This is a genomic window from Stenotrophomonas sp. STM01 (assembly GCF_014852135.1).
Lineage (GTDB): Bacteria > Pseudomonadota > Gammaproteobacteria > Xanthomonadales > Xanthomonadaceae > Stenotrophomonas > Stenotrophomonas capsici.
The window spans coordinates 657,118-680,966 of sequence record NZ_JACVBA010000001.1 but is presented as its reverse complement, the minus strand read 5'-3'; the positions used below and the strand labels follow the sequence as shown (position 1 = coordinate 680,966).

The following is a 23,849-nucleotide window of genomic DNA, read 5'->3' as shown; positions in this document are numbered from 1 at the left end:
CGGAACAGCGGCGGGCAGGGGCCTGGAGTCTAGCATTCGCCGGCGTATGGTGCCGGCGCCGTGGTCACGGCGTGGCGGCGTGGTAGCCGTCGCGACCGGCTTCCTTGGCCGTGTACAGGGCGGCGTCGGCAGCCTGGTACAGCGCCGAGGCGGTGTCGTGGATGCCGGGCACCACGCTGTAGATGCCGACCGTGACGCTGGTGTGGGCGGTCCTGCCCTTGCCGATCGGCAGCGACATGTGCCGCACCGTGGTGATCAGTTGCTGCACCAGCGCGAGCGCGCCTTCCTGCGGGGTGTCGGGGAGGATCAGGGCGAACTCGTCGCCACCGAAACGGGCAGCCACGTCGCGTGGACGCCGGGCGATGTCGCCGATGGCCTGGGCAACCTGGCGCAGCATCTGGTCGCCCAGGTGGTGGCCGTGGGTGTCGTTGTAGGCCTTGAAGTGGTCCACGTCGATCAGCATCAGCGTCAGCGGCTTGCCACTGCGGCGTGCGGCATCGGTCTCCAGGCGCAGGATGCCCTCGAAGCGCATGCGGTTGGCCAGGCCGGTGAGCGGGTCGTGGTTGGCCTGGCGGCGCCAGTAGCGTGCCTGCCACAGCCCCCAGGCCAGCAGCAGCACGAGGCCGGCGCTGAGCGCGCAGACCGGCGCGTACCAGACGTGGAAGCCGCGCAGCAGCACGAGGCTGGACAGCAGCGGCAACGGCAGCAGCAGGCAGGCGATCAGCCAGCGCCGTGAGGTGGGCGCGGTGACGGCCAGGGTCGTGAGCAGCACCAATGCCACGCTGGCCAGCATCTGCTGCAGTGGTGACAGCGGCACGATCGCCCGGTCGGTGAGCAGCATGGAGGCAACGTTGGCCTGGTACTCGCTGCCGCTCATCCATGCCTCGCGCGAGGTCGGGGTGAGCAGGCGCGGCGCCATGCCGCTGGCGGTCATGCCGACGATGACCAGGCGGTCATGCAGCAGGCTGGCGGGGACGCGTCCTTCGAGCACGTCGATGTAGGACACCTGCGGGAAGCTGCCCGGCGGGCCGGCGTAGTGCACGCGGACGTAGTTGTCGCGCCGCCATTGGTACGGGCTGGCCTCCCCGTTCGCCGGGCCACGCAGGCCCGGCAACGGCGGTGGGCTCCCGGCCAGCGCGACGCCGAGCGCCGGCCAGTGCGGGGAGTCCATGCCGGCCTTGAGGTAGATGCCGCGGGCCACGCCGTCGCCGTCGATCTCGATGTCGGTATGCGCCAGCGCCGCGGCAACGCTGGCGATCTGCGGCACCGGCAGCAGTTCCTCCGGCACCGCCTCGTCGCTGCCGGCCGAGGCCAGCACCGGCAGGATCACGTTGCCGCTGTGCGCGATCGCTGCGGCCAGCTGCGCATCCTGGCGGCTGTCCTTGCGGTCGGGTTCGGGGAACATCAGGTCCAGTGCAATGCGCCGGACGCCCGCGTCCTGCAGGCGGTCGATCAACTGTGCATGGGTGCTGCGCGGCCACGGCCATTGGCCGAGCTGCTGCAGGCTGCGGTCATCGATGGCGACGATGGCCAGGCGCGGGTCGGCGGGGTAGTCCCATTGGCCGACGAGGTTGTCGTAGATGCTTTCGTCCGGCTGCCAGAACAGGCGGAAGTGGCAGGAAAGGCCGGTCAGCGCGCCGAGCGTGACGGCGAGCAGCAGGCGTTGGTGCCACGGCAGCCGCAATGGCCTCATAAAGCCAGCAGCAACAGCAGGGCACCCGCGCCGGCGCCATAGCAGAGCGGGCAGGGCAGCTTGACCTGCTGCGGGGCCGAGAACGGACCGGCATAGCCGTCCCCGGCGATGGTCTGCACGCGGACGTACAGGGTGCCGCCGCGCAGCGGTCGCTTGAGCGAGGCCTCGGGTGCGTCCACCTCGGCATCGAGCAGCAGGCGTTCGAAGTCGGCGTTGCGGCTCACCTGCACGCGGTAGCGGCTGGCTTCGGCGGCGGCCTGCCAGCGCAGGGTGAGCAGGCGACCTTCCGGCGCCGGTTGCAGTTGCGGATCGACCGGCGCGTCACTGAGCGACAGCGGCAGCGCCTGGCCGAAGCGGCCACGCGTGCCTTGGGCATCGACGGAGGCGACGCGCCAGAAATAGTCACCGGCGGGCAGGGAATCGGCGGTGCGCAGATGGGTGCTCCGGGTCGACTGTTCCACCAATGGTTGCAGGAACAGGGGCTCGCTGGCGACCTGGACCACGCTGCCATCGGCCTGCGCCACCTGCGCCCATTCGAACCGCGGGCGCAGCTGGTGCAGTGTCTGCCCGTGCTGCGGCGACAGTGTCAGCGGCGGCTCGGGGCCATCGGGGAGCAGGAAGTCGCGGTTGCCGTCCAGGCCCTCGACGCCATCGGCATCGACGGCCCGGACCAGCAGGCGCAATGCGCCCGCCGGCAGGGCGTCGATCACCACCCGGGTGTCGGCCAGGTCACGGGCGAACAGCAGCACGTCAGGGGCATCGGCGCGCACCACTTCCACGCGATAGCCCGCCGCGCCAGCCACCGGCTGCCAGCCGGCGAGCAGCGGCAGCGCCGCGATGCGGGTCCGTGCTTCGTCGAAGGCCGGCGCCGGCAGCAGCGCCTGGCTCGGGCTGGGGGCGAGTTCCGCGCTGCGGCTCAGGGTGGCGTGGCCCGGGTCGACCATCTGCCGGCCACCGCGGTTGTCCACCTGCACGCGGCCTTCGACCACCTCGGTGCTGGCCACGGACTGCCCGCCACCGGCACTGACCCGGAACACCGTGCCGCGCACGCTGCTGGTCGCGGTGGGGGCGGTGATGATGTAGCGCGAGGCCGGCCCGCGCGCCGGGGTCACGCGGTTGCTGCTGCGGCCACGCTGAAGGCGCAGGCGGGTATCCACCATGCCGGTGGCCCCGTAGGTGCTGAGCTGGTCCAGCAGCAGCTGCGAGTTCTCGCGCAGCAACAGGTGCGAATCATCGGCAAAGGCCAGCGTCACGCTGGCATCGGCACCGGTGCTGATCTGGCTGCCGATCGGCAGTTGCATGCCCGTGCTCACCGTGCGATGGGTGCTGGACGGGCCACTGACCTGGACCTCACCCCGCACCGCCAGGACGCGTGCCGGCGCCGGCTCCACGCGCAGCCAGGCAATCGGGAACCTGAGGACACGGCCCGGTGGCAGCTGGTACGGGTCACCGACCGTATTGTGTGCCTGCAACTGGTGCCAGCTGATGCTGGGCTTGAGGTAGCGCCCGCCCAGGTCCCACAGCGTATCGCCGGGACGCACGCGGTAGGTCCAGTCCTGTGCCGCCGCGGCGAGGCAGGGCAGGAACAGGGTCATGGCCAGGGCAAGCCGGGGCAGCATGAAGCGGAGGCACGACAGACGCTGTTGAACACGTGTCACGGACGCTGGAATCCTGGGCAAAGGGGAAGCGGTGCCCGGTAATGATGCCGTGCTCCCCCTCTCCCCCTGTTATCGCGGTGAGTGCCGCGAGGCGATCAGGACTTGATCGCCATCACATTGTCCACCAGTTTCCATTTCACGATCCTGAACCTTGGCTGGCTTCAGAACAGCAGCGAGGACATCCTGCGGCGATAACGGCCCACCAGATCCTCGTCCTCGATCACGCGGAAGGCGTCGATCAGGGTCTTCTTCGGCAGGCTGTCGCGGAAGCCGCGGTCGATGCGCAGCATTTCGATGAACTGCTCCAGCGCGGCTTCATCCTCGCCGCCGAGCAGGTGATGCACGCCGAGCTGGTAGCGGGCTTCCAGGTCATTGCCGTCGGCCTGCACGCGCTGGGCCAGCGTGGCCGCGGCGGGTGCATCCCTGAGCGCGTTGCCGAAATCCAGGCGGGCGCGGGCACGCACGGCACGGTCGTCGGTGGACAGGTTGGCGGGCAGGGCGTCGAGCAGCTGGCCGGCTTCCTCGGCGGCACCGGTCTTGAGCAGCGCCAGGGCCAGGTCGAGCTTGAGCTCGGCCTTGTCCGGCTCGGCGACGATGGCCTGGCGCAGTGCGGCCACTTCGGCCTGCGGATCCAGTGGCAGCGCTTCCGGCTCGGCGTCGGTGCTGGCCTCGGCCGGCATCACGCCATGCTGGGTCAGGAACTCACGCAGCTGGCCCTCCGGCATGGCACCGGGGAAGCCGTCGACGATCTGGCCGTCCTTGATCAGGAACACGGTCGGCACCGAGCGGATCTGGAAGGCCGCGGCAATCTGCTGTTCCTTGTCCACGTCGACCTTGGCCAGCTCGAAGGCGCCGTTGTACTCGCCGGCGAGCTTTTCCAGGATCGGGCCGAGCGACTTGCACGGGCCGCACCAGGTCGCCCAGAAATCGACCAGTACCGGCGTCTGCAACGACTTCTGCAGGACGTCGGCTTCGAAGGTCTCGGTGGTGGCTTCGAATACGTGGGGAAGATCGCTCATGGCTGGTTTCATTGCGGACAGGAACCCCCTTCATGGTGGCGGTGGCGGCGCTTCTCAACCGCCGGATGCACGACAGCCCGCCGGGGGCGGGCTGTCGGAAGACCACGAGCCGTGAGGGGCTCAGTGCTGCGTCGGTAGTTCCTGCGCCTGTGCCGGTGCCTGCTGGGCCTGCGCCGGGGCGACGTTGGGCGTGGCCGGCAGGCTCAACTCGGGGTTGACCTGCTGCGCCTGCAGCGCCTTGATCTGCTTGTCCAGCGCTTCGAGCTGGGAGTTGGTGGCGCGCAGGTCCGAGCTCAGCGCCACGGCCTGCTGCTTGCGCTCCTGCAGGGCGTTGCTGACCTGCAGCGACTGCTGGCGCTGCTGCTCGGCTTCCTGTTGCAGGCCACGCAGGCGACGTTCGTTCAGGGTCACCAGCTTTTCACTGTAGGCCTTGCCGGCCTGCAGGCGGATGGTGTCCAGGTAGACCTGCGCCAGCTGCCGGGTCTGGTCGGCGAAGGTGACATACAGCGACTCGGCGTTGTCGGAGGCCTCGGTGCGGATCACGCGCCAGAATTCCTTTTCATGGAACAGGGCGACGTAGTAGTTCAACGAGTCGGCATGGAACAGCAGGCTGGCGCCGTAGTTGCCGTTGTAGGTGGTGCGCAGTTCGGTCAACTCGTGGTTGGCCATCAGCCGCTGCAGCTCGCTGACGGTGTTGCCCACGGTGGTGTCTTCGCTGTTGGCGGGTGCGGCCGGCGGCTCGGCTTCACCGCGCTGCCAGCGCCCGGCCATGGCCTGGGGGGCCGCTACGAGGCAGCTGGCAATCAGCAACGCCCAGCACAACCGGGCAGGCAGTGTCTCGATGCTTGTCATAATTCCTCGTAATTCCCCCGAACTGCGATGGCCGTCGCATTTGTGAATGCGCACGGGATGGCGGCGAGCATAGCACGGCCAAATGCGCCGGAACGCACGTCCTGCAACGGCTGCCGTGGCGTGGCGCAAGCGCTCATTCCACCAGTTGCGTGCGACCGCACTGGATGGATTGCATGTGCACGTCGGTGCGGCCCAGCTGCAGGCCGAGCACATCGGACAGCACCGCTGACAACAGCTGGCCGACCGCATTCAACAACGGGCGCAGCACGCCATCGACGACCGGCTTGAGCAGCAGGCACAGCACGCTGCTGCAGCTGCCATTGCCGGTGGCCGGGTTGTAGCTGCCGGTCCCGCTGAGGCCGCCGGGCTTGGTCTGCAGGTACTTGGCCAGCGCGTTCTGCACGCAGCTGTTGTAGGCCAGCAATCCGGCCAGCAGGCCCTTGCACGAGGTGATGCCGAGCACGTCGAGCAGGCCGCCGATGATGCTCGGGTCGCTGACGTTGGTTTCGTAGAGGAACCCCGTCCACACGTTGCCCTCGACCTTCTTCGGCGTGCAGCCGAGCAGCCAGTAGTCGCAGGTCGGGATCTGGGTGTTCCAGTTGCCCAGCGCGGGCAGGTTGGCATTGCCGTCGCGCAGCAGCGCGACGACGGCCTCGGGCTGGTAGAAACCATCCTTCTTGGAGGCTTCCAGGTACTGGCGGGCGATGTCCTGCGCGGCGTCCGAGCTGGTGCCGGAGGGACTGAACAAGGCCTGCACGGTGCCGAGCAGCGCATCGACCAGCCGCGAGACCAGGTCGCCCACGGCCAGGGGATTGGGTGCCACGGTGCCGGTCTGCCCGGCGCTGAGGGTCAGGGACTGCCGCGCGGACAGCGCTTCGAGCGTGATGCGATGGTTGAGCACGGTCTTGCCGAACAGGCTGACCATGTCCTCGTTGCCCAGGCCGGTGCGGCACAGTTCGCGCGTGGAGTCCCACGGCGTGGTCGCCTTGCCGACGCAGACATTGGCCACCGCGCTGGTGACGTCGACGGTGGCGGTGGCCGGCTGTGCGTTGCAGTCGATCGCGCTGAGCCGGCCGAAGCCGTCGATCACGTCGATGTAGGTGGGCAGCTTGATGCGCGTGCCCAGCCAGCCCAGCACCGCGCCCAGCGCCGGGATGCGCTGCGAGTCGATGTCCAGGAACAGGCGCACCTGGCTGTTGTAGGCGGTGGTGCCGACCGGGCCGATGCCGATCGAGGCCGGCTCGACGATGCTGGCCTTGGCCTCGACCAGGCCCAGCAGGTTCAACTGCGGGATCGCGACGGCATGGTTGGCGTTGGCGATGGAGATACTGGTGCCGATCAGGTCCAGCGCGCTCAGGTCCACGTCCAGCGCGCCGCTGCTGGCGGCGCTGCCGCCGGTGATGCGCGCGAACAGGCCGTTGCTGGCGGCGTCGGAGCCGAGTTGCACGAGCACGTCGCGCAGGCCGACGCGTGCCAGTTCCTGCTTCAGTGCATTGACGCTGACGCCCAGCACGCCCTGTTGGTTGGCGAGGTTGGCCATGATGTCGAGCAGTTGGCCGACGCTGACCTTGTTGGCGGCCAGCAGGCTTTCCAGTTCCCCGGCATTGATGTCCGCGGCCACGTCCACGCCCAGCGCCTGCAGCAGTCCGCGCGGGGTGATCTTGACGTTGGCCAGCCCCTGGTAGCTGGCGATCTGGGTCTGGTTGAGGTCGATGCCGACCAGCCGCAGCAGGCCCTGCAGCGGTGCGTTGCTGTTGACGTTGAGCAGGCGCGACCCCACGGTGAACGCCGCTTGCGGCGGGGTATGCCAGGCCACGGCGGTGGCGTTGATCTGCGGCATGGACGCCAGCTGGTGGAAGAACGGGATCGCCTGCCGCGACGCGGTCACCCGCACGGCGTTGAGCGGGCGTTCCGGCGTGACCACCACGAAGCGCGCATCGGCCGGCAGTTCGGCGCCCCAATAGCCGCAGCGCACGTCAAGCGTGCCGCCGAAGCCATTGTCGGTCACGGCGTTGCGGCGCGCGGCGAGGTTGTCGGTGTAGTCGGTGGTGCATTGCTCAAGGCGCTGCGCGCCGGCCAGCGCGGCCAGGTCGGCGGTTTTCTGCACGTCACGCTTGACCCAGTACAGGTAGCCGACCTCGACCAGGCCGAGGATGACGACCAGCCCCAGCAACAGCAGCATCATCATCACGGCCGCACCGCCGCGCGGCGGCGAGGGCGGGGTGCCGGTCCGGGACCGGCGGGGGCGCGCGGGCAGGCGTTTCATGGAACACCTCAGCGGCTGTTACCGCCATTGGAGGAATTCGGCACGGTGGTTTCGAAGTATTCCGGGATCGGGTGATCGAAGCTGGTGAGATAGCGCTGGTAGCTGCGGCTGGCGGCTTCCCCGAGCATCGGCAGCGGCTTGCCGGCGCTGCCGCCATCGGCCTGCAGGCGCAGCAGTGCACGGGTGGCATCGCCGATCTGCGCGCGCGGGGCCGGCGCGTTGTCGTAGGGTGCGGCCGTGGCGATGGGCGGGCTGGCCTCGCCGGCCGGTGGCGCGCTCGCCGGCGCGGAAGGGGTGTCGGCCATGCGTTCGATCAGCGGGGCGTGTTGCGCCTGGACCGGCAGCGGCGCGCACAGCACGGCGGCCAGCAACGCGGAGGTGACGAGGAACCGGCTCATTGCGTGATCTCCTGCGGCTTGGCGGTGGTCGGGCTGAAGCGGTCCAGCATCGAACCGGGCGGTTGCGGCCGCAGCACGGCGCCGGTCGGTTGCGGTTGTGCGACCAGCGCGGTGGCGGCGCCACGCGGGGCAGGCGCCTCGCTGGCGGGTTCCGGGCGCATCGGCGGGGTGGCATCGGCCACCGGTGCGCGGCGCAGTGATTGCGACAGGCGGTAGATCTCCAGGCGCGTGGCTTCGGGCAGGTTCGCGCGCTGCATCATGTCCTGTGCGGTGCCGGGCTGGCCGGACAGCAGCGCCCACAGCGCCAGGTTGGAGATGGCGCGCGGATTGCCCGGGGCCAGCTCGGCGGCCTTGGCCAAGGGTGCACGTGCCTGGGCGAAATCGCCGGACTGCAGCAACGCAAAGCCCTGGTCGCCCAGGTAGGTCGCGTTCAAGGGATCCGTGCGCACGGCGTTGGCGAACGCCAGGTTGGCGTTGCCGGCGTCATGCTGGTTGGCCGCGATCAGCCCGAGGCCGTGCCATGCCGGGGCGGCCTGTGGTCCCTTGGTCAGGCTGCGGTAGATCGGTTCGGCCGCGGCGGCGTCGCCGGTTTCGCGCAGGGCGTCGGCTTGCAGGATGCGCAGTTCCGGGCTGTCGCCGAAGCTGGCGCGGAAGGCGTCGATGTGCGCGAGCGAAGCGAAGTGGGCGCCCTGTGCCTGCATCTTGCGGATCAGGTCCAGGTACATGCCGCGATCGTCCTGCGGTGACTCCACCAGTGCCGGTTCCACCGGGGGCTGCCTGTAGGCGGCCTGCTTCCCGCCACAGCCGACGAGCAACAGGGGGACCAGCAACGCGAGCAAGGGGCGGGGACCGTGCATCACAGCCCCCGCATCGCGCTGGCCAGGGAAATGATGGCCGGCCCCGCCAGCACCAGCATCAGCGCCGGCAGCAGGGTCGCCATCATCACGACGGTCATCTTGACCGAGAGCTTGCCCACCTTTTCCTTCATCTTCATCCTTCGCTGCTCGCGCAGGCGCATGCCGAACTGCTTGAGGGGTTCCTGCACGGCACCGCCATGCTGGTGCACCTGCAGCACCATCTGCATCAGGCTGCGCAGGTCGTCGTTGTCGAACGATTCGGACAGGCGGCGCAGCGATTGCGCGCGGCTGCGGCCACGCGTGTAGCTGAGGTTGGCGGCCTGCAGTTCCTTGCCCAGTACCGGCACGGCGATGTGCAGCTTGTCGCCGATCATCTGCAGGCTCTGGTCGATGCTGAAGCCCACGCCCTGCAGCAGGCGCAGCAGGTCGATCAATAGCGGCAACTCCTCATCGACCTTGCGGCGCAGGCGTCCGGCCCAGCTGCGCAGGACCAGCTTGGGCAGCAGGATGCCCAGCGCGAAGCCGACCAGCAGCACGATGAAGGCCTGCGAACCCTGCGGGCGCACCAGCAGCAGGCCCAGCACCGGCAGCAGCAGCGCCAGCAGCAGGCGCAGCGCCAGGAAGCTGGCCGTGCCGGTGGTGTGGTTCCAGCCGACCTGCTCGAGCAGCAGCTTGTCCTCCGGCGCCAGCAACGCCTTCTGGATGCGGCTGCCCTCGAATTGCTGGCCGATGGCCGACAGGTCGGCCAGGCGCTGCCGCCACCAGCCCTGTTTCGGTGCCGCCTCGTCGGCGACGTGGTGGTTGTGGTCCAGCGCGGTCTGCAACGCGGCGGTGGCGCGCTGGCTGCGGCGGCCGTGGTACAGCAGGCCGCCCGCGGCCAGCAGCAGGGCCAGCACGACCAGGATCATGGCGAAGAACAACAGGGTGTTCATGGCCGGCTCCGATGCGGGTGGGGAGCGAGGGGGGCACTCATAGCGACTTGGCCAGGCGGTAGAGCAGGAAGCCGCCACCGAGCTCCAGCAGCAGCGCGGCCACGAGGATCTTCTTGCCCAGCGGGTCATGGAACATGGGCTGGAAGAAGTCCGGGCTCAGCAGGGCCATGAACACCGCCGCGCCGATCGGCAGCAGGCCCAGCACCCAGGCCGACATGCGCGTTTCGGAGGTGGTGGCCTGCAGTTCGCGCTGCACTTCCTCCAGGTCACGCATGAAATCGCTCATGCGCTGCAGGATCTGGTCGCTGCGGCCGCCGATGCGGATGCTGGTGCCCAGGATGACCGCCAGCATTTCCAGCGGCCGCAGGCGGTAGGCCTGCGCGGCCTGCTGCAGGGCACGGTCCAGGTCCATGCCCGCGCGGGTGTAGGCCAGCGCGCTGTCGAGGATGGGGCGCAACGGGGGCTCGACGTTCTGGGTGGCGTTCTGGAACGCCATCGACAGGCTGTTGCCGATGCCGGCGATGCGCACCATGTTCTCCAGGAAGTCCGGCATCTGCGCGACCAGCCGCTGCTGCATCTTCTCCATTCGCCGGAACAGCCACAGCCCCAGTGCCAGCAGGTACAGCGCGAACACGAACACGCCGAACACCGCCGCGCCCAGGCGCATGCCCGCGCCGAAGGCCAGCACCACGCCGGGCACGAGCAGCAGCGCCAGCGTCCGCGGTGATTCGCTCAGGCCGGCGCGGCGCAGCAGGTCGGCCCAGCGACGGGTGGGCGGGCGCGGCGCGCGTGGCGCCTCGTGGCTGCGTGCTGCCTCCGGATGCGAGAGGCGGCTCTCGGCATGTTCGGCGGCGGCGCGCTGCTGCACGCGCGTGGCCAGGCCCCACCACAGGCCCATCGCCGCGGCCACCAGCAGCAGCGCGGTGCTGGCCAGCAGCAGCGCCGCGGTCATGACTGGCTCCCGAAGTTGGCCTCGCGCAGTTCCTGCCGGAACGGTTCGAGTTTGTAGCAATGCGGGTGGAAGCCCAGCCCGTGCCAACGGTCGCGTTCGCGGTTGTCCTGGTCGAACCAGGCCTCGTGCTTGAACAGCTCCTGGCTGGTGATGACGGTGTCGCTGACGCCGGTGATCTCGGTGATGGAGAGGATCACGCGGCGGCCACTGCCCAGCCGCGAGATCTGCACGATGAAGTCGATGGCGCTGGCGATCTGCCGGCGCAGGCTTTCCTCGCTGCCCTGGAAGCCGGCAAAGCCGGCCAGCATCTCCAGCCGGTACAGGCAGTCGCGCGGCGAGTTGGCGTGGATGGTGGCCATCGAGCCGTCATGGCCGGTGTTCATCGCCTGCAGCATCTCCAGCACTTCGGCGCCACGCACTTCGCCGACCACGATGCGGTCCGGGCGCATGCGCAGGCTGTTGCGCACCAGGTCGCGGATGCTGACCGCGCCGGCGCCGTCGAAGCCGCCCATGCGGCTTTCCAGGCGCACCACGTGCGGGTGGTTCAAGGCCAGCTCGGCGGTGTCCTCGACCGTGATGACGCGCTCGTTGTGCGGGATGAACGTGGCCAGCGCATTGAGCAGCGAGGTCTTGCCGGAGCTGGTGCCACCGGAGATCAGGATGTTGCAGCGGCCGCGCACCATGGCGTTGAGCAGGGCGTACATGGGTTTGTCGAATGCGCCGCGACCGAGCAGTTCGTCCGGCGTGAACGGGTCCTTGCGGAACTTGCGGATGGACACCATCGGCCCATCCACCGCGAGCGGGGAGATGATCGCGTTGAGGCGGCCGCCGTTGGGCAGGCGTGCATCGACCATCGGGTTGGAGTCGTCCAGGCGGCGGCCGAGCGGGGCGATGATGCGGCGCAGGATGCGCAACAGGTGGCGGTCGTCGCTGAAACGCTGGGTGGAGCGCTTGAGCTGGCCACCGCTGGAGACATGCACGTCCTTGTAGCCATTGATCAGGATGTCCTCGATCTCCGGGTCATGCAGCAGGTCATCGAGCGGGCCGAAGCCGGTCAGCTCCTTCTGCAGGGCATTGGCGACGGCTTCCATCTCCTGTGCGTTGACCGGGATCTTCCATTCCTTGACGAAGGCCGCGGTCTGCGCCTGCACGTACTTGCCGACCGTCTCCGGCGACCATGCGTCGATGTCCACGCGCTGGTCCTCGACGTGGTTGAGCAGGTACTCGTGCGCGGCTGACAGCACGCTCTGGAATTGCTCGGTCTGCTCGAACGGCACCTGCGCGGCGGGTTCGGCGGCCAGGGCCGTTGCCGCGATGCGCGGGGAGAGCGGGGTGACTTTGTCTTCCATGCTTATTTACCGAGCAGGCTGGCCAGGCGCGCCAGCGGGGAAGTGGGCATCGGGGCGGCGGGCCCCGCGCGTCGGCGGTCGATGCGTTGCAGCAGGGGAAGCAGCGCCTTGAGGTACGGGTCGCGAGGGGCCGCATCGGTGAGCAGGCGCCCGAGCCCGGCACAGGAGCGCAGCACGCGCGAGCGGTCGGGCAGTGTCGCCAGCAGGGGCAGGTTGAAGCGCTGCGCGATCTGGGTGTCGGCCAGGCCGCCATTGGGGTCGTAGCGGTTGACGACCAGCTGCAGGCGGGCATCGCGCACGCCGCGTTGCTCCAGCTCGCGCATGGTCTGGTCCAGCGATACCAGCGAGCCGATCGCCTGGTCGGTGACCAGCCAGATCTCGCTGGCGTTCTTCAGCAGCGAGGTGGGCATCAGCTGGATCGGCAGTCCGCCGGTATCGCACAGGGTCAGCGGGAACACGCTGCGCAGCCGGTCCAGCAGCGCGGTGGGTTCGTGCTTCTTCAGCAGCGTGCCGCTGGTGGTGCCGAGCAGGGCCAGGCCGCTGGGGTGGTGGGCGAAGGCGCTGGCCGCGAAGGTCGGGTCCATGCGTTCGACGTTGCGCAGGGCTTCCTCGTAGCTGAAGTGGCTCTCGGTGCCGAGGTAGAGGGCTGCATCGGCCGAGGGCTGGCCCAGGTCCAGCAACAGCAGCCATCCCTGAGGCTGGCCGTTGTCCAGCGCGGGCGGGTTCTGCTCGGCCAGGGTGACGCCCAGGTGGGTCGTCAGCGTGCTGGTGCCGACGCCGGCGCGCACGCCCAGCAGCACGATCAGGCGCCCGGTGGGCTGCGGTTCCGGCGGCGCGGCGACGCTGGTGCGGGCCGGTGCCTGGGTGGCGCAGGCGTGGTCGAATACTTCCAGCATCTGCGCGCTGGTGTTGTCGACGTCGATGAAGTCGCGCACCCCGGCGCGCATTGCCGCCAGCAGGTGCGTGGCCTGTTCCGGGCCGGTGGTGCCGATGCCGATCAGCACCGGCAACGAGGCCAGGTGACTCAGCTGGCGGGCGATGTCGGTGGAATAGGCGGCGTTGCCGCCGCAGTAGTCCAGCAGCACCACCGCCGAGGGCGGTGCGGTGTCGAGCAGCTCACGCGGGCTGACGTCTCGGCTGTCGACCCAGCGCAGTTCCACGTGGCCGGACAGCACGGCACCCAGCCGGGCCATGTGCCGGTTGTCCGGCGCATACAGCAGCAGCTTGCGTTCGGTATTGCTCTGATTTTGCGGCAACGGCATCACCGAGGACATGAGGAGTGCTTCAGCGTGAGAATCCGGGGAGCTGGTCAGGGCTGGCCGGGTGCAGCAGCCAGGAGCCCCAGACCGGCAGGTTGGGTTGGGCTTCGCGTTCGCCGGGCAGGGCGAACTGGGTGCCGCGCGCCAGCGGGCGCACCAGGCGCGGCGTCACCACGATCACCAATTCCTTGTCTTCGCGTTTGTAATTGAGGTTGCGGAAGAACGAACCGATGATCGGCAGGTCGCCCAGGAACGGCACCTTGTCCACCATCGAGGACAGCTGGCTGCTGACCAGCCCGCCGATCACGAAGCTCTCGCCGTCACCCAGCTCGATGGTGGTGTCGGCACGGCGGGTGGAGATGGCCGGGATCTGGGTGCCGTCCAGGCTGATGCCGCGGCTGTAGTCCAGGTCGCTGGCTTCGGGCGCGACCTTCAGCGCGATGCGATCGGCGGACAGCACGGTCGGGGTAACGGTCAGGCCGATGCCGAACGGCTTGAAGGTGACCGTGGTGGTGCCCAGGCCCTGCGGTTCGAGGATCGGCAGCTCGCCACCGGCCAGGAAGCTGGCGCTCTGGCCGGACAGGGCGACCAGCGTGGGTTCGGCCAGCACGCGCGCCATGCCGTTGCTCTGCAGCAGGTCGATGTTGGCGTTCCACGCGCCGGGGATGGAACTGGCCACCAGGTTGAAGGCCGAGGACAACGCGCTGCTGCCACCGCTGCCGGTGGGCGAGCTGATGCCGTAGGTGAAGCCGCCATTGGTGTTCTTGAAGCTGATGCCGACCTGGCGCAGCACGGTCTTGTTGAACTCGACCACCTTCACCTCGACCTGCACCACGCCGGTGCTGGCGATGGTGGCGGCATCGTTGATAGCGCCCTTTTCACCGACCGCCGAGGCCGCCGCCTTGCGGCTGGCCTCGTGTTCGAGCAGCGACGGGGAACTGCCGGACAGCAGCGCCTGGCCGCCCTGCACGGTGACCTGGGTGCCCCCCTCGCCGAGCAGGCCTCCCTGGATGGCATTGCGCACTTCCACGCGGATCCGCGAGGGCACCGGCTGGTTGCGCATCCACAGCAGCAGCGTGGTGCTGCCGGGCGACTTGCCGACCAGCAGGGCGTCGTTGTTGCGTCCCAGCCGGGTGATGTCGGCGATGGAGGGGTCGGCGATGGCGATGCGCTCCACGCCGGCCGGCAGGTTCCAGGGGCGTTGCTCGTTGAGCTCCAGCAACACGCTGGAGGCGGCCGGCAGCTGCTGGGCATGCGCCGGCTGCAGGGGCGCCAGCGCCAGCGATGCGACGCTGGACAGGGCCAGGACAGCGATGAGTGATGCGGTGTTGTACGGACGCTGGAGCAAGGCGGATCCCCCGATCAAGGCGAAGACAGGCGGTTGGACGGTGTTGTCCCGCGGATGATTTCGATGCCCGGCCGGGCCGCGGCACGCGGTGCACGGCTGCGTGCCGGTGCGCGGGTGGCGTTGGCGGTGACCGCGGGCCTGGCCGGGCTGTCGCCAGCCAGCGCCTGCAGGTCGATGCCGGCGTAGGCCTGGTTCTCCGGACGCTCGGCGGCGCTGGCCGTCGCGGCGTCGAGATCGCGGCGCAGGGCCAGTACCGGCGCCGGTGCGACGAAGATCGAGGCATCGGCCAGGGCGGTATCGCCGGGGTTGCGCAGGGCCAGGAACAACTTGCCGCTGTGCGCGGCCAGCAGCAGGCGGCCGGCGTCTTCCACCGGTACGGCCAGGATCGCGCTGCGTGCCTGGGTGGCGTTGCTGCCGCTGGAGGAGGAACTGCTGGAGCGCGAGGCGATGGTCTCGGCGCGGCTGCCGGGCTCGGGTGCGGCGCCGTCGCCGCTGCTGGCCGCCGTGGCCGGGTGCGGCTTGCCGACGTCGTCATCGCCGTAGCCCAGCACCCGCAGCCGCGACAGCAGCAAGCGTGCCTGCGGGTTGTCGTTGCGGCCGGCGCCGGCCTCGGACGGTGCCTGCAGGCTCATGAAGACATCCACGTAGTCGCCCGGGGTGATGCGGTTGCTGACGCCGGCCAGTTCGTCGACCGGCACCGATACCGCCCGCTCGCCGGGCTTGATGCCGGCGGCGATGCCCTGCAGCAGTTGCCCGGGCACCAGCATGGCACCCGCGGCGATGGCCACGGCGGGGATCCGCCCGGTGACGTCACCGACGTTGGCGAAGCCTTCGCCGGCGGGCACCGGCAACTCGGTGGTGGACAGGTCGGCGGCGCTGATGGCCTGGCCGGCGGGCAGGGCACGGGTGGCGACCACCACTGCCCGGCGCGGGATGCCCGGCGCGCTGCTGGCTTGCGTGCCTGCCTCGGCCGGCGGCGGGCGTCGCCCAAGGCCAAAGGCCAGTACAGCCAGGATGCCGGCGAGCACCAGCAGGAGGATGGCCGCAATGCGGATTGCCTTTGGCATCGTTGAAGCTCCGGTTGAACGTGGGTCAGTTGCCGCCGAGGTCCAGTTGTACGGTTGCGGTGCTGCGCAGGGTCTGGCCCAGGGTCCAGCCCAGCAGCGGGCCGGTGCCGGGCATGAACGGATGGCTGTCGTAGTCGTAGGACGCGGTGACCCGGATGCACTTCACGGTGGCATCGGAGGTGCAGGCGAACGGTTGCGACACGTTGATGGGCGCCGCGCTGGGATTGCTGCATGAAGCGCTGGCGCGGGAGAAGTTCAGCAGCCACTGCATCGAATGCGCGGCGGCCTGGCATGCATTGCTGCGACGTTGTGCGGTGTCGCCGTATCGCAGGGCGGCACGTGCGCCTTCGCCGGCGGCCAGCGTCAGTGATTGCTTGGCGGCGAACACCATCACCCCGGTGAAGGTCACCAGCAGCAGCGGCAGCACGCCGAACATCAGCATGAAGGCGAACTCGAGCGTCACCACGCCGCGCTGCCCCCGGTGCTTCAGTCGTCCTCGATCAGCCATGGCTGGCTCCTTGCAGTACGTAGCCGATCATCGCCAGGCCAAGGTAGGCCGCGTACGGGATGCCACGGCGTCCTTGCCGTGTCGAACGCAGGTCCATCCGCCAATCCCGGATCCAGCCGGTGTTGCCCCAGCCGGCGACCCTGCGCTGCATGCCGGGTGCCGAGCTGGACAGCAGGGGCCACGCGACGACGAGGAGTGCGTGGACACCGGCGGCCAGGCTGGCGATCACCCAGATGGGAAGCAGTGCCTTGGTGCCGAGCAGGAAGCCGATGGTGGCGAAGAGTTTCACGTCACCGGCGCCCATCCAGCCGATGACATGGAAGGGCAGCAGCACGAGCAGGCCCAGCACGCCGCCGGCCAGGCAGCTTGCCAGCCCCACCGGTGCGGCGTTGTGGCTGAGCTGGAGGAACAACACCAGGGCCAACGTGACGGCCAGCACGCCGTTGGAGACGCGCCGGGCGGCCAGGTCACTGATCGTGACCTGCAACCCCAGCAGCAGTGCCAGCAGCCCGACGGTGGTCATGGTGCGATGCCCTCCCGGCTCAGGTGCCTGCCACCACGTCTTCCAGTCGCGCCAACACGGTGGTGAAGATCGCGGTCAGGCCGTCGCGCGCGAAGAAGATGATGATGCCGGCGATGACGGCGGCCAGCAGGCCATATTCCAGGGCGGTGACACCGTCTTCCTGCTTGAGGAACTTGCGGATAGCGTTCATAGCGTTCTCCCTGATGACCCGGTGTCGGTGTTGCACCGACTGCAGCCGGGCAAAGATGGGCATCGCTGCCCGATGAAGGTCATTGGGATCTGCCTGACACCGACGGGAGTGTCGATGGTCGTGGGGGTGTAAGGAAAACTCCTACGAGCCCCTATTTCCGCTGTTTTCCCCTGTCGGCACGCATGGCATGCCCGGGAGCATCATTGCAATCGCGCATCGCGATGCATGCGCATATTCGGCAAGAACAAAATGTTTTCCATATGTGTGACGTCAATCGCCATTTCACATAAAGCTCTTACGGAGCGTGCCGTCTTTTTTTGTCAGTATCCGCTTCAAGCGCCGCGCAACGCGGATGCTCTGGAAACGCGAATTACGCTTTGTTGCTGGTTTCAGATCGTGCGTGACGGGGTTGCGGCCGGAGGTGCCAGGCCGCAGACGGGGAATCGGACTTCTGGAGCGGATCCCAGAGGGATCCCGCAAAGGCGTGGACATGGATGCGATTGCGGACGGGAACGGATTGAAATCGTTCGACCTGGCGGCGTTGGGCAGCACCCTGCGCGTCTGTCACGTGGAGTTGGTGCTGCTGGACGACCAGCCCCCCACGGCCGCGGTGACCTCGTTCGTGCACGACCAGGCCTTGCTGTGCACCTTCCAGATCGGTGCGCGCGCACGCGGGCGCTTCGTGCTGCCGCTGGATTGGTGCCTGCTCGGCTGCCTGCAGAGCGTCGACGCCGAGGCCAGTTGGTGCCATGGGGTGCCGTTGACCTCCGGCAACATCATCTCGGTCATGCCCGAAGGCGTCACCGAGTTCGCGTTGGGGGCGGGCAGCAAGGTCACCTTCGTGCTGGTGCCGCTCAAGCGCTTCGAGGAGCGTGCCACCGCCGCGCGTCTGGGCGGACTGGGTGAAGGCGGCAACGTGCCGTTGGTCAGCGGGCGCACGCACGTGCCGCTGCAGGCGTACTACGAAGGGCTGCACGAACGCATCTGCGAAGGCGAGATCTCCGGCGACGAGATCGACGCGATGCTCGAGGCGCACGTGCGCGAGATCGTCGCCAACGGTTCGCCCGAACGGGTCTCGTGCAGCCGCAGCCGGCGCGCGCGCTACCTGATCTTCCGCCGTGCCGAGGACATGATGTACGCCAACCTGCGCCGGCACATCTACATGCAGGAGCTGTGCGACGCGGCCGGGGTGAGCGAGCGGGCGCTGCGCTATGCCTTCGAAGAGCTGGTCGGCATCTCGCCGGTGCGCTACCTGTCCATGCTGCGCCTGTGCGAAGCCTGCCGCAGCCTGTCCAATGCCGACGCGGGGCGAAAGTCGGTCAAGTCGATCGCGCTCAGCTGCGGGCTGTGGGACCTGTCGCGCTTCGCCGACAACTACCGCCGCGTGTTCGGCGAACTGCCCAGCGAAACACTCATGCGCGGCACTTATTCGAACAGCTGAGCGCACGTTCGTCCGGAATGTGCGGTCCATCAAACTTGGCGGGACGTTGCCGAATAGGTGCATTGCACTGCCGGTAACGCGCAACGCTTTGCCAATTGCCGGCATGGATGTGCCGGATGCGGGTAAGGGACGTTGTGTTTCAGCGCTGTACTGGCCTCACGCAAACGGATCGTCCAAGCCCGGGACGGTTCCTACCAGAGGCCCCTGCCATGAATCGCATCTATCGATTGATCTGGAACCGCACCCTCAACGCCTACGTGGTCGGCTCGGAGCTGACCGCGGCGCATGGCAAGCGCAGCGGCGCGAACTGCCTGTTGCCCCCCTGGTCGGTGGCCATGGTGGGCGCCGGTGGCTTGCTGGCCTTGGGGCTCGCCGGTGCGGCACACGCCACCGACGCGCGGCTGGATGACCTGCAGTCGCTGGTCGCCAAGTACAGCCAGACCGACGCGCACAGCATCGTCGCCAGCGCCTTGCCGGTCGGCGGCGTACAGGCGCGCGTCAACGCGACGGTAGCGGTGCAGCTGCCGGCGCCGGTGGTCGTGCAGGTGCCGGTGCAGGCACGGTTGCAGGTTGCACCGACCCGCATTGGCGCGGGACTGTCGGTCGGCGCGCGCGCCACGCATGGCCATGCGACCCCATCGGTATCGGCGACAACCGCGGCACTGGCCACGGTGGCGTCGGCGGCCGGCGCGATCAAGACCGGCGTGGGCGGCACGGCCCTGCTGCAGGTGTCGTCGCCGACGTCCGGGGCACCGGGCCATGGCGGACTGCTGGGGCTGGGCAACGTGCTGTTGCCGGGCAAGGAAGAAGGTGGCAACCCGGTACGCGCGGTGACCGGCGCCACGGTCAGCGCGGTCGAGGAACTGACCGGCGGCCTGTTGCAGGGGGCCGGCATCGGTGCGCTGGTGGACGGCGTGGTCAACGGCGCGACGCCGGTGGCAAACAGCACCGGCCATACGGCGGCAGGCGTGCTGGCCGGAGTGACGGGCTCCAGTGCGCTGGGTGCGGGCGTGGATCACACCGTCGACGCACTCACCAGCGGCCTTGAAAACACGAGTGGCGCGCTGGCGCAGGGCCATGTGGCCGGCACCGTCAACCATGCACTGGCGACGGTTGACGGCACCATCGCCGCGGCCTTGCACGGTACTGGCAGCGCGCTGGGCGGCATCACCGGGTCGGCATCCGGCGTCGCCGGGCTCACCGGCGCGGCCGGCCACGTCACCCACGGGGTGATCGGTGGCGTGTCGCATGTGGTCAGCAGCCTGGGGAATGGCGCGTCGGGTGGCGGCTCCGCCGGTCTTGGTGGGCTGACCGGTGTGATCGGTGGTTTGACGGGGGGCTTGACCGGCGGTGGTGCAGGCGAGGGCGCGGGCCTGGGTGGGTTGACCGGCGTGATCGGTGGCCTGACCGGCGGCCTGGGCGGCGGCGCAGGCCATGGCCTGATCGCGGCGGTCGGCACGCCGGTGGATGGCGTGGTCGATGCCGTCGCGCCGGTGCTCAATGGCGCGGGTGGCGCGCTGGGCCATGTCGTGGGCGGCGTGACCGGTTCGGCCGGGTTGGGAGCCGGCGTGACCGCCACGGTGGGTACGCTGACCGGCGGCCTGCAGAACACCACCGGTGCATTGGCACAAGGCAATGTGCAGGGCACGGTGCAGCACCTGGCCGGCACGGTACAGGGCACGGTCTCCACGTTGCTGGGCGCGGTCGGCGATGCCGGCGGCAGCGGTGGCGGTGGCGGTCTGGGTGGGTTGACCGGTGTGATCGGTGGTTTGACGGGTGGCCTGACGGGCGGTGGTGCAGGCGAGGGCGCAGGCCATGGTCTGATCGCGGCAGTCGGCACGCCGGTGGATGGCGTGGTCGATGGCGTCGCGCCGGTGCTCAATGGCGCGGGCGGCGCGTTGGGCCATGTCGTGGGGGGCGTGACCGGTTCGGCCGGATTGGGAACTGGCGTGACCGTCACGGTGGGTACGCTGACCGGCGGCCTGCAGAACACCACCGGTGCGTTGGCACAAGGCAATGTGCAGGGCACGGTGCAGCACCTGGCCGGCACGGTACAGGGCACGGTCTCCACGCTGGTGGGCGCGGTCGGCGATGCCGGCGGCAGCGGTGGCGGCCTGGGTGGGTTGACCGGCGTGATCGGCGGTTTGACGGGTGGCCTGACGGGCGGTGGTGCAGGCGAGGGCGCAGGCCATGGTCTGATCGTGGCAGTCGGCACGCCGGTGGATGGCGTGGTCGATGGCGTCGCGCCGGTGCTCAATGGCGCGGGCGGCGCGCTGGGCCATGTCGTGGGCGGCGTGACCGGGTCGGCCGGGTTGGGAACCGGCGTGAGCGCCACGGTCGGTACGCTGACCGGCGGGCTGCAGAACACCACCGGTGCATTGGCACAAGGTGACGTGCAGGAAACCGTGCAGCACCTGGTGGGGACGGTGGGCGGTACCGTCTCGACCCTGCTGGGTGTGGTGGGTGGTGCGGCCGGCGGCAACGGGAATGGTGGCGCCGGGGCGGGGCTTGGCGGTCTGGGCAACGTCGTCGGTGGACTGACCGGCGCGGTGACGGGTCTGCTGGGCCAACTGGGCGGTGGTAGCGGCGGCACGACGCCCACTTCACCGGGCCAGGCGGTGACCGACGGGATTGGCGGCGTGGTCGATCTCACCGGTGGCTTGGTGGCGCAGACCGGCGTGGGGGGTGTGGTGGACGGCGTGGTGGATGGGGCAGCACCGGTGGTCAACGGGGCGGGCGCGGCAGTGGGAGGGCTGGTCGGCGGCCTCACCGGGTCAACCTCACTGGGCAACGGCGTCAGCGGCACGGTCGGCGCACTGACCGGTGGCCTGCAGAACACGACCGGCGCGCTCGCCCAGGGCGACCTGACCGGGACCGTGCAGAGCGCGTTGGGAACCGTCAACACCACGGCCGGCACCCTGCTGGGTGCGGTCGGAAGCACGCTGGGCGGGATCACCGGTTCGGCATCCGGGGTCAATGGCCTGACCAATCTGCTGACGGGCGTGACCGGTGGCGTGACCGGTGGGTTGTCCAATGTCGTCGGCCAGCTCACCGGCAATCCGGCGCCCACCTCGAATGCGCCGCCACCGGCGGGCCCGAGCGGCCTGGTGGTCGGCAACGGCGGCCTGGTGGGAACGGTCGGGCAGCTGATCGGGCCGACTGCCTCCTCGCTGTTCGGCGGCAGTGGCTACACCCAGAACGGCAGCCTGACGATCAACAACGTCAACTTCGCGCAGGCCTATTCGACGCTCGAGGTCGCAGGGCTGCCGGTGGTCAACCTCAGCCCGGTGGGCGAACTGCTCGATGGCGCGGGCAGCGCCATCACCGGCGGCAATTCGCACCTGACCCTGATCGGTGGCGTGACCTCCGACAGCTACATCACCAACATCAACAACGGCGCGGCCGGTGGCCTGCTGGGCCTGCTGCTTCCCGACAGCGCGCCGGACTGGGCGTCGGACTGCCTGAACCTGGTGGGGATCATCAAGGACAAGTGCTGGGCCGTGCCGGCCGCGCAGGACTATCAGGTGCTGATCGGCGACGGTGCCTACGCCAACGGCTCCAAGGAGGTGGTGATCGGCACCAATGCGCGGCACGAGCTGGCGCAGCAGAACGCCAGCCAGGTCTTCGTCGACGCCAATGGTGTGATGACCGGCGTGCCCACCGCCGATTACGACGCGCGCCAGGGCCAGTCGGTGGTGATCGGTGACAGTGCGCTGGGTACGGCCAACGCACAGACCCTGCTCGGTGCCGGTGCAACGTCCAACAAGGCCAACAGCGTGGCGATGGGCTACAAGTCCAATGCCGACCGCGGTGGACTGGACAACTACAGCGCATTCGGCCTCACCGCGGCGCAGACCTCGATCGGCGAAGTGGCGGTCGGCTCGGCCGGCCGCGAGCGGCAGATCACCCACGTCGCGGCCGGCAGCCAGGCCACCGACGCGGTCAACCTCGCTCAGCTGCAGGGCGCGCTGTCGCTGATCAACACGATCGAGCAGAACGCGGTGCTGTACGACACCGATGCCAATGACGTGGCCGACTACGGCCATGTGACCCTGGGCGGTGGCAATGCGCCGAACGGCACGGTGGTCTCGAACCTGGCCGCGGGCCAGCTCAGCGCCACCAGCACCGAGGCGGTGAACGGTGCACAGCTGTTCGGCATCGGCCAGTCGATGGCGAACTATCTGGGCGGCGGCTCCACCTTCAGCGTGGCGGGAGTGCTGTCCGCGCCGTCCTACGTGCTGAATGAAATCGGCGCGAACTGGCAGCTGACCTCGGCCACCTTCGGCAACATCGGCGCAGCGTTCAGCTCGATCAGCCAGTCGCTGGCCAACCTGGCCACCGGGACCAACCCCAACCCCGGCAGCAATCCGCTGGCGGTGGAATACACCCCCGATGGCGCCGGCAACCCGACCAACGTGGTCGCGCTGAAGGGGGATGGCAGCGGTGCGGCGGTGGCGGTGCGCAACGTGGCCGAGGGCAGCGTCGTGGCCGGCAGCCGCGATGCGATCAACGGCGGCCAGCTGGCCACCACCAACGAGGCGCTCGCATCGGCCATTGGCGGCACCCTGCAGTACAACAGCACCACCGGCCAATGGTCCTCGGCGAGCTTCACCGTCAATTCGATCAATGCCAGTGGCGGGACCAACCAGCAGGTGCTGGACAACGTGACCGATGCACTGGCAGTGATGGACGGCTCCATCGTCAATGTCAACAAGCGCATCGACAACATCCAGAACGGTGGCGCGGGCAATGCCTACTTCTCGGTGAACTCGACCAAGGCGGCGGCCTCGGCCACCGGCCAGGATGCCGTTGCCGCCGGCCCGCAGGCCACCGCCAGTGGTACCCAAGCGGTGGCGATCGGCAACGGCGCCAACGCGTCCGCAGCCAACAGCGTGGCGCTGGGCGCAGGCTCGGTGGCCGACCGTGCCAACACCGTCTCGGTGGGCGCGACCGGGGCCGAACGCCAGGTCACCCATGTCGCCGACGGCAGCCAGGCCACCGATGCGGTCAACCTGCGCCAGCTGCAGGCATCGCAGGAAGGCACGGTGCGCTACGACAAGAACACCGACGGCAGCACCAACTACGCCAGCGTGACCATGGGCAAGGCCGGCACCTCCACGGTGATCCACAACGTGGCCACCGGCGTGGCACCCACCGATGCGGTGAACGTCGCACAACTCAACAAGGGCATGGGGGACGTGATGGACTGGTCCAGGAACTACACCGATCAGCGCTTCAACAGCATCTCGCGCGACATCAAGCGCGTGGATGACCGCGCCTCGGCCGGCATTGCCTCGGCGATGGCGATGGCCGGCCTGCCGCAGCCTTCGGAGGCCGGCAAGCGCATGGCTTCGTTCGCGGCCAGCACCTTCCATGGCGAATCCAGCATGGCGGTGGGCGTGTCCGGGGTCTCCGATGGCGGGCGCTGGATCTACAAGCTCAGCGGCTCGGCCAATACCCGCGGCGATGGCGGCGTGACCGTCGGCGCCGGCTTCCAGTGGTGATGGCATGCAACCTGCCGGTGCCTGGCACCGGCT

Annotated in this window: 18 protein-coding genes; 2 read left to right on the top strand and 16 right to left on the bottom strand. The window is 69.2% G+C overall.

Annotated features, from left to right (window positions below):
- Positions 1-64: 64 nt before the first annotated feature.
- The 16 genes from IB227_RS03075 to IB227_RS03000 all read right to left on the bottom strand — a co-directional run bounded on the left by IB227_RS03075 (position 65) and on the right by IB227_RS03000 (position 16,871).
- Positions 65-1,693, bottom strand: a complete 1,629-nt coding sequence (locus IB227_RS03075) for a CHASE2 domain-containing protein (protein ID WP_192286264.1) — start codon at positions 1,691-1,693, stop codon at positions 65-67.
- Positions 1,690-3,288, bottom strand: a complete 1,599-nt coding sequence (locus tag IB227_RS03070; protein ID WP_225591576.1) for a FecR domain-containing protein — start codon at positions 3,286-3,288, stop codon at positions 1,690-1,692. Before IB227_RS03070 ends, IB227_RS03075 begins: the two co-directional genes overlap by 4 nt.
- A 224-nt stretch (positions 3,289-3,512) precedes the next feature.
- Positions 3,513-4,370 (bottom strand): thioredoxin, encoded by an 858-nt coding sequence (gene trxA / locus IB227_RS03065; RefSeq protein ID WP_192286263.1) that lies wholly within the window; start codon positions 4,368-4,370, stop codon positions 3,513-3,515.
- A gap of 120 nt (positions 4,371-4,490) precedes the next feature.
- Positions 4,491-5,222: a DUF2968 domain-containing protein gene (locus IB227_RS03060; RefSeq protein ID WP_132864444.1), complete on the bottom strand. Its 732-nt coding sequence runs from the start codon at positions 5,220-5,222 to the stop codon at positions 4,491-4,493.
- 133 nt (positions 5,223-5,355) lie between these two features.
- On the bottom strand, positions 5,356-7,488 hold the full coding sequence (locus tag IB227_RS03055; RefSeq protein WP_192286262.1) for a TadG family pilus assembly protein: 2,133 nt from the start codon (positions 7,486-7,488) through the stop codon (positions 5,356-5,358).
- Between the two features lie 8 nt (positions 7,489-7,496).
- Positions 7,497-7,886 carry a DUF3613 domain-containing protein gene (locus IB227_RS03050; RefSeq protein WP_192286261.1) on the bottom strand — a complete coding sequence of 130 codons (390 nt, stop codon included), beginning with the start codon at positions 7,884-7,886 and terminating at the stop codon, positions 7,497-7,499.
- Positions 7,883-8,653, bottom strand: coding sequence for a tetratricopeptide repeat protein (locus tag IB227_RS03045; protein WP_192286260.1), 771 nt, complete (start codon positions 8,651-8,653; stop codon positions 7,883-7,885). Before IB227_RS03045 ends, IB227_RS03050 begins: the two co-directional genes overlap by 4 nt.
- 89 nt (positions 8,654-8,742) lie before the next feature.
- Positions 8,743-9,675 (bottom strand): type II secretion system F family protein, encoded by a 933-nt coding sequence (locus IB227_RS03040; RefSeq protein WP_192286259.1) that lies wholly within the window; start codon positions 9,673-9,675, stop codon positions 8,743-8,745.
- A gap of 37 nt (positions 9,676-9,712) precedes the next feature.
- Positions 9,713-10,627 carry a type II secretion system F family protein gene (locus IB227_RS03035; protein ID WP_132864439.1) on the bottom strand — a complete coding sequence of 305 codons (915 nt, stop codon included), beginning with the start codon at positions 10,625-10,627 and terminating at the stop codon, positions 9,713-9,715.
- Positions 10,624-11,976: a CpaF family protein gene (locus IB227_RS03030; protein WP_132864438.1), complete on the bottom strand. Its 1,353-nt coding sequence runs from the start codon at positions 11,974-11,976 to the stop codon at positions 10,624-10,626. The genes IB227_RS03035 and IB227_RS03030 overlap by 4 nt, the downstream gene beginning before the upstream one ends.
- A 2-nt stretch (positions 11,977-11,978) precedes the next feature.
- A complete protein-coding gene (locus IB227_RS03025) occupies positions 11,979-13,250 on the bottom strand; it encodes a fimbrial protein (protein ID WP_192286258.1) in 1,272 nt (423 codons plus the stop codon).
- A gap of 10 nt (positions 13,251-13,260) precedes the next feature.
- Positions 13,261-14,517: a type II and III secretion system protein family protein gene (locus IB227_RS03020; protein ID WP_225591685.1), complete on the bottom strand. Its 1,257-nt coding sequence runs from the start codon at positions 14,515-14,517 to the stop codon at positions 13,261-13,263.
- Between the two features lie 80 nt (positions 14,518-14,597).
- Positions 14,598-15,650 carry a Flp pilus assembly protein CpaB gene (gene cpaB / locus IB227_RS03015; protein ID WP_192286257.1) on the bottom strand — a complete coding sequence of 351 codons (1,053 nt, stop codon included), beginning with the start codon at positions 15,648-15,650 and terminating at the stop codon, positions 14,598-14,600.
- A gap of 25 nt (positions 15,651-15,675) precedes the next feature.
- Positions 15,676-16,158: a pilus assembly protein gene (locus IB227_RS03010; RefSeq protein WP_192286256.1), complete on the bottom strand. Its 483-nt coding sequence runs from the start codon at positions 16,156-16,158 to the stop codon at positions 15,676-15,678.
- Complete coding sequence (locus IB227_RS03005; RefSeq protein ID WP_192286255.1) at positions 16,151-16,681, bottom strand: prepilin peptidase; 531 nt, start codon at positions 16,679-16,681, stop codon at positions 16,151-16,153. The genes IB227_RS03010 and IB227_RS03005 overlap by 8 nt, the downstream gene beginning before the upstream one ends.
- Before the next feature lie 19 nt (positions 16,682-16,700).
- The gene (locus IB227_RS03000) at positions 16,701-16,871 is read right to left on the bottom strand and encodes a Flp family type IVb pilin (protein ID WP_132864433.1); all 171 of its coding nucleotides are present in this window, start codon (positions 16,869-16,871) and stop codon (positions 16,701-16,703) included.
- A gap of 517 nt (positions 16,872-17,388) precedes the next feature.
- Between IB227_RS03000 and IB227_RS02995 the strand changes: the two genes are divergently transcribed.
- On the top strand, positions 17,389-18,312 hold the full coding sequence (locus IB227_RS02995; RefSeq protein ID WP_225591575.1) for a helix-turn-helix domain-containing protein: 924 nt from the start codon (positions 17,389-17,391) through the stop codon (positions 18,310-18,312).
- A gap of 209 nt (positions 18,313-18,521) precedes the next feature.
- Positions 18,522-23,816 (top strand): ESPR-type extended signal peptide-containing protein, encoded by a 5,295-nt coding sequence (locus IB227_RS18590; protein WP_192286254.1) that lies wholly within the window; start codon positions 18,522-18,524, stop codon positions 23,814-23,816.
- Positions 23,817-23,849 lie beyond the last annotated feature (33 nt).

Coding starts and splice junctions, on each gene's coding strand:
- IB227_RS03030 (WP_132864438.1), bottom strand. CDS start 11,976: ATGGAAGACAAAGTCACCCCGCTCTCCCCGCGCATCGCGGCAACGGCC.
- cpaB (WP_192286257.1), bottom strand. CDS start 15,650: ATGCCAAAGGCAATCCGCATTGCGGCCATCCTCCTGCTGGTGCTCGCC.
- IB227_RS03000 (WP_132864433.1), bottom strand. CDS start 16,871: ATGAACGCTATCCGCAAGTTCCTCAAGCAGGAAGACGGTGTCACCGCC.
- IB227_RS03005 (WP_192286255.1), bottom strand. CDS start 16,681: ATGACCACCGTCGGGCTGCTGGCACTGCTGCTGGGGTTGCAGGTCACG.
- IB227_RS03040 (WP_192286259.1), bottom strand. CDS start 9,675: ATGAACACCCTGTTGTTCTTCGCCATGATCCTGGTCGTGCTGGCCCTG.
- IB227_RS03025 (WP_192286258.1), bottom strand. CDS start 13,250: ATGTCCTCGGTGATGCCGTTGCCGCAAAATCAGAGCAATACCGAACGC.
- IB227_RS03035 (WP_132864439.1), bottom strand. CDS start 10,627: ATGACCGCGGCGCTGCTGCTGGCCAGCACCGCGCTGCTGCTGGTGGCC.
- IB227_RS03070 (WP_225591576.1), bottom strand. CDS start 3,288: ATGACCCTGTTCCTGCCCTGCCTCGCCGCGGCGGCACAGGACTGGACC.
- IB227_RS18590 (WP_192286254.1), top strand. CDS start 18,522: ATGAATCGCATCTATCGATTGATCTGGAACCGCACCCTCAACGCCTAC.
- IB227_RS03055 (WP_192286262.1), bottom strand. CDS start 7,488: ATGAAACGCCTGCCCGCGCGCCCCCGCCGGTCCCGGACCGGCACCCCG.
- IB227_RS03050 (WP_192286261.1), bottom strand. CDS start 7,886: ATGAGCCGGTTCCTCGTCACCTCCGCGTTGCTGGCCGCCGTGCTGTGC.
- trxA (WP_192286263.1), bottom strand. CDS start 4,370: ATGAGCGATCTTCCCCACGTATTCGAAGCCACCACCGAGACCTTCGAA.
- IB227_RS03075 (WP_192286264.1), bottom strand. CDS start 1,693: ATGAGGCCATTGCGGCTGCCGTGGCACCAACGCCTGCTGCTCGCCGTC.
- IB227_RS03060 (WP_132864444.1), bottom strand. CDS start 5,222: ATGACAAGCATCGAGACACTGCCTGCCCGGTTGTGCTGGGCGTTGCTG.
- IB227_RS03010 (WP_192286256.1), bottom strand. CDS start 16,158: ATGGCTGATCGAGGACGACTGAAGCACCGGGGGCAGCGCGGCGTGGTG.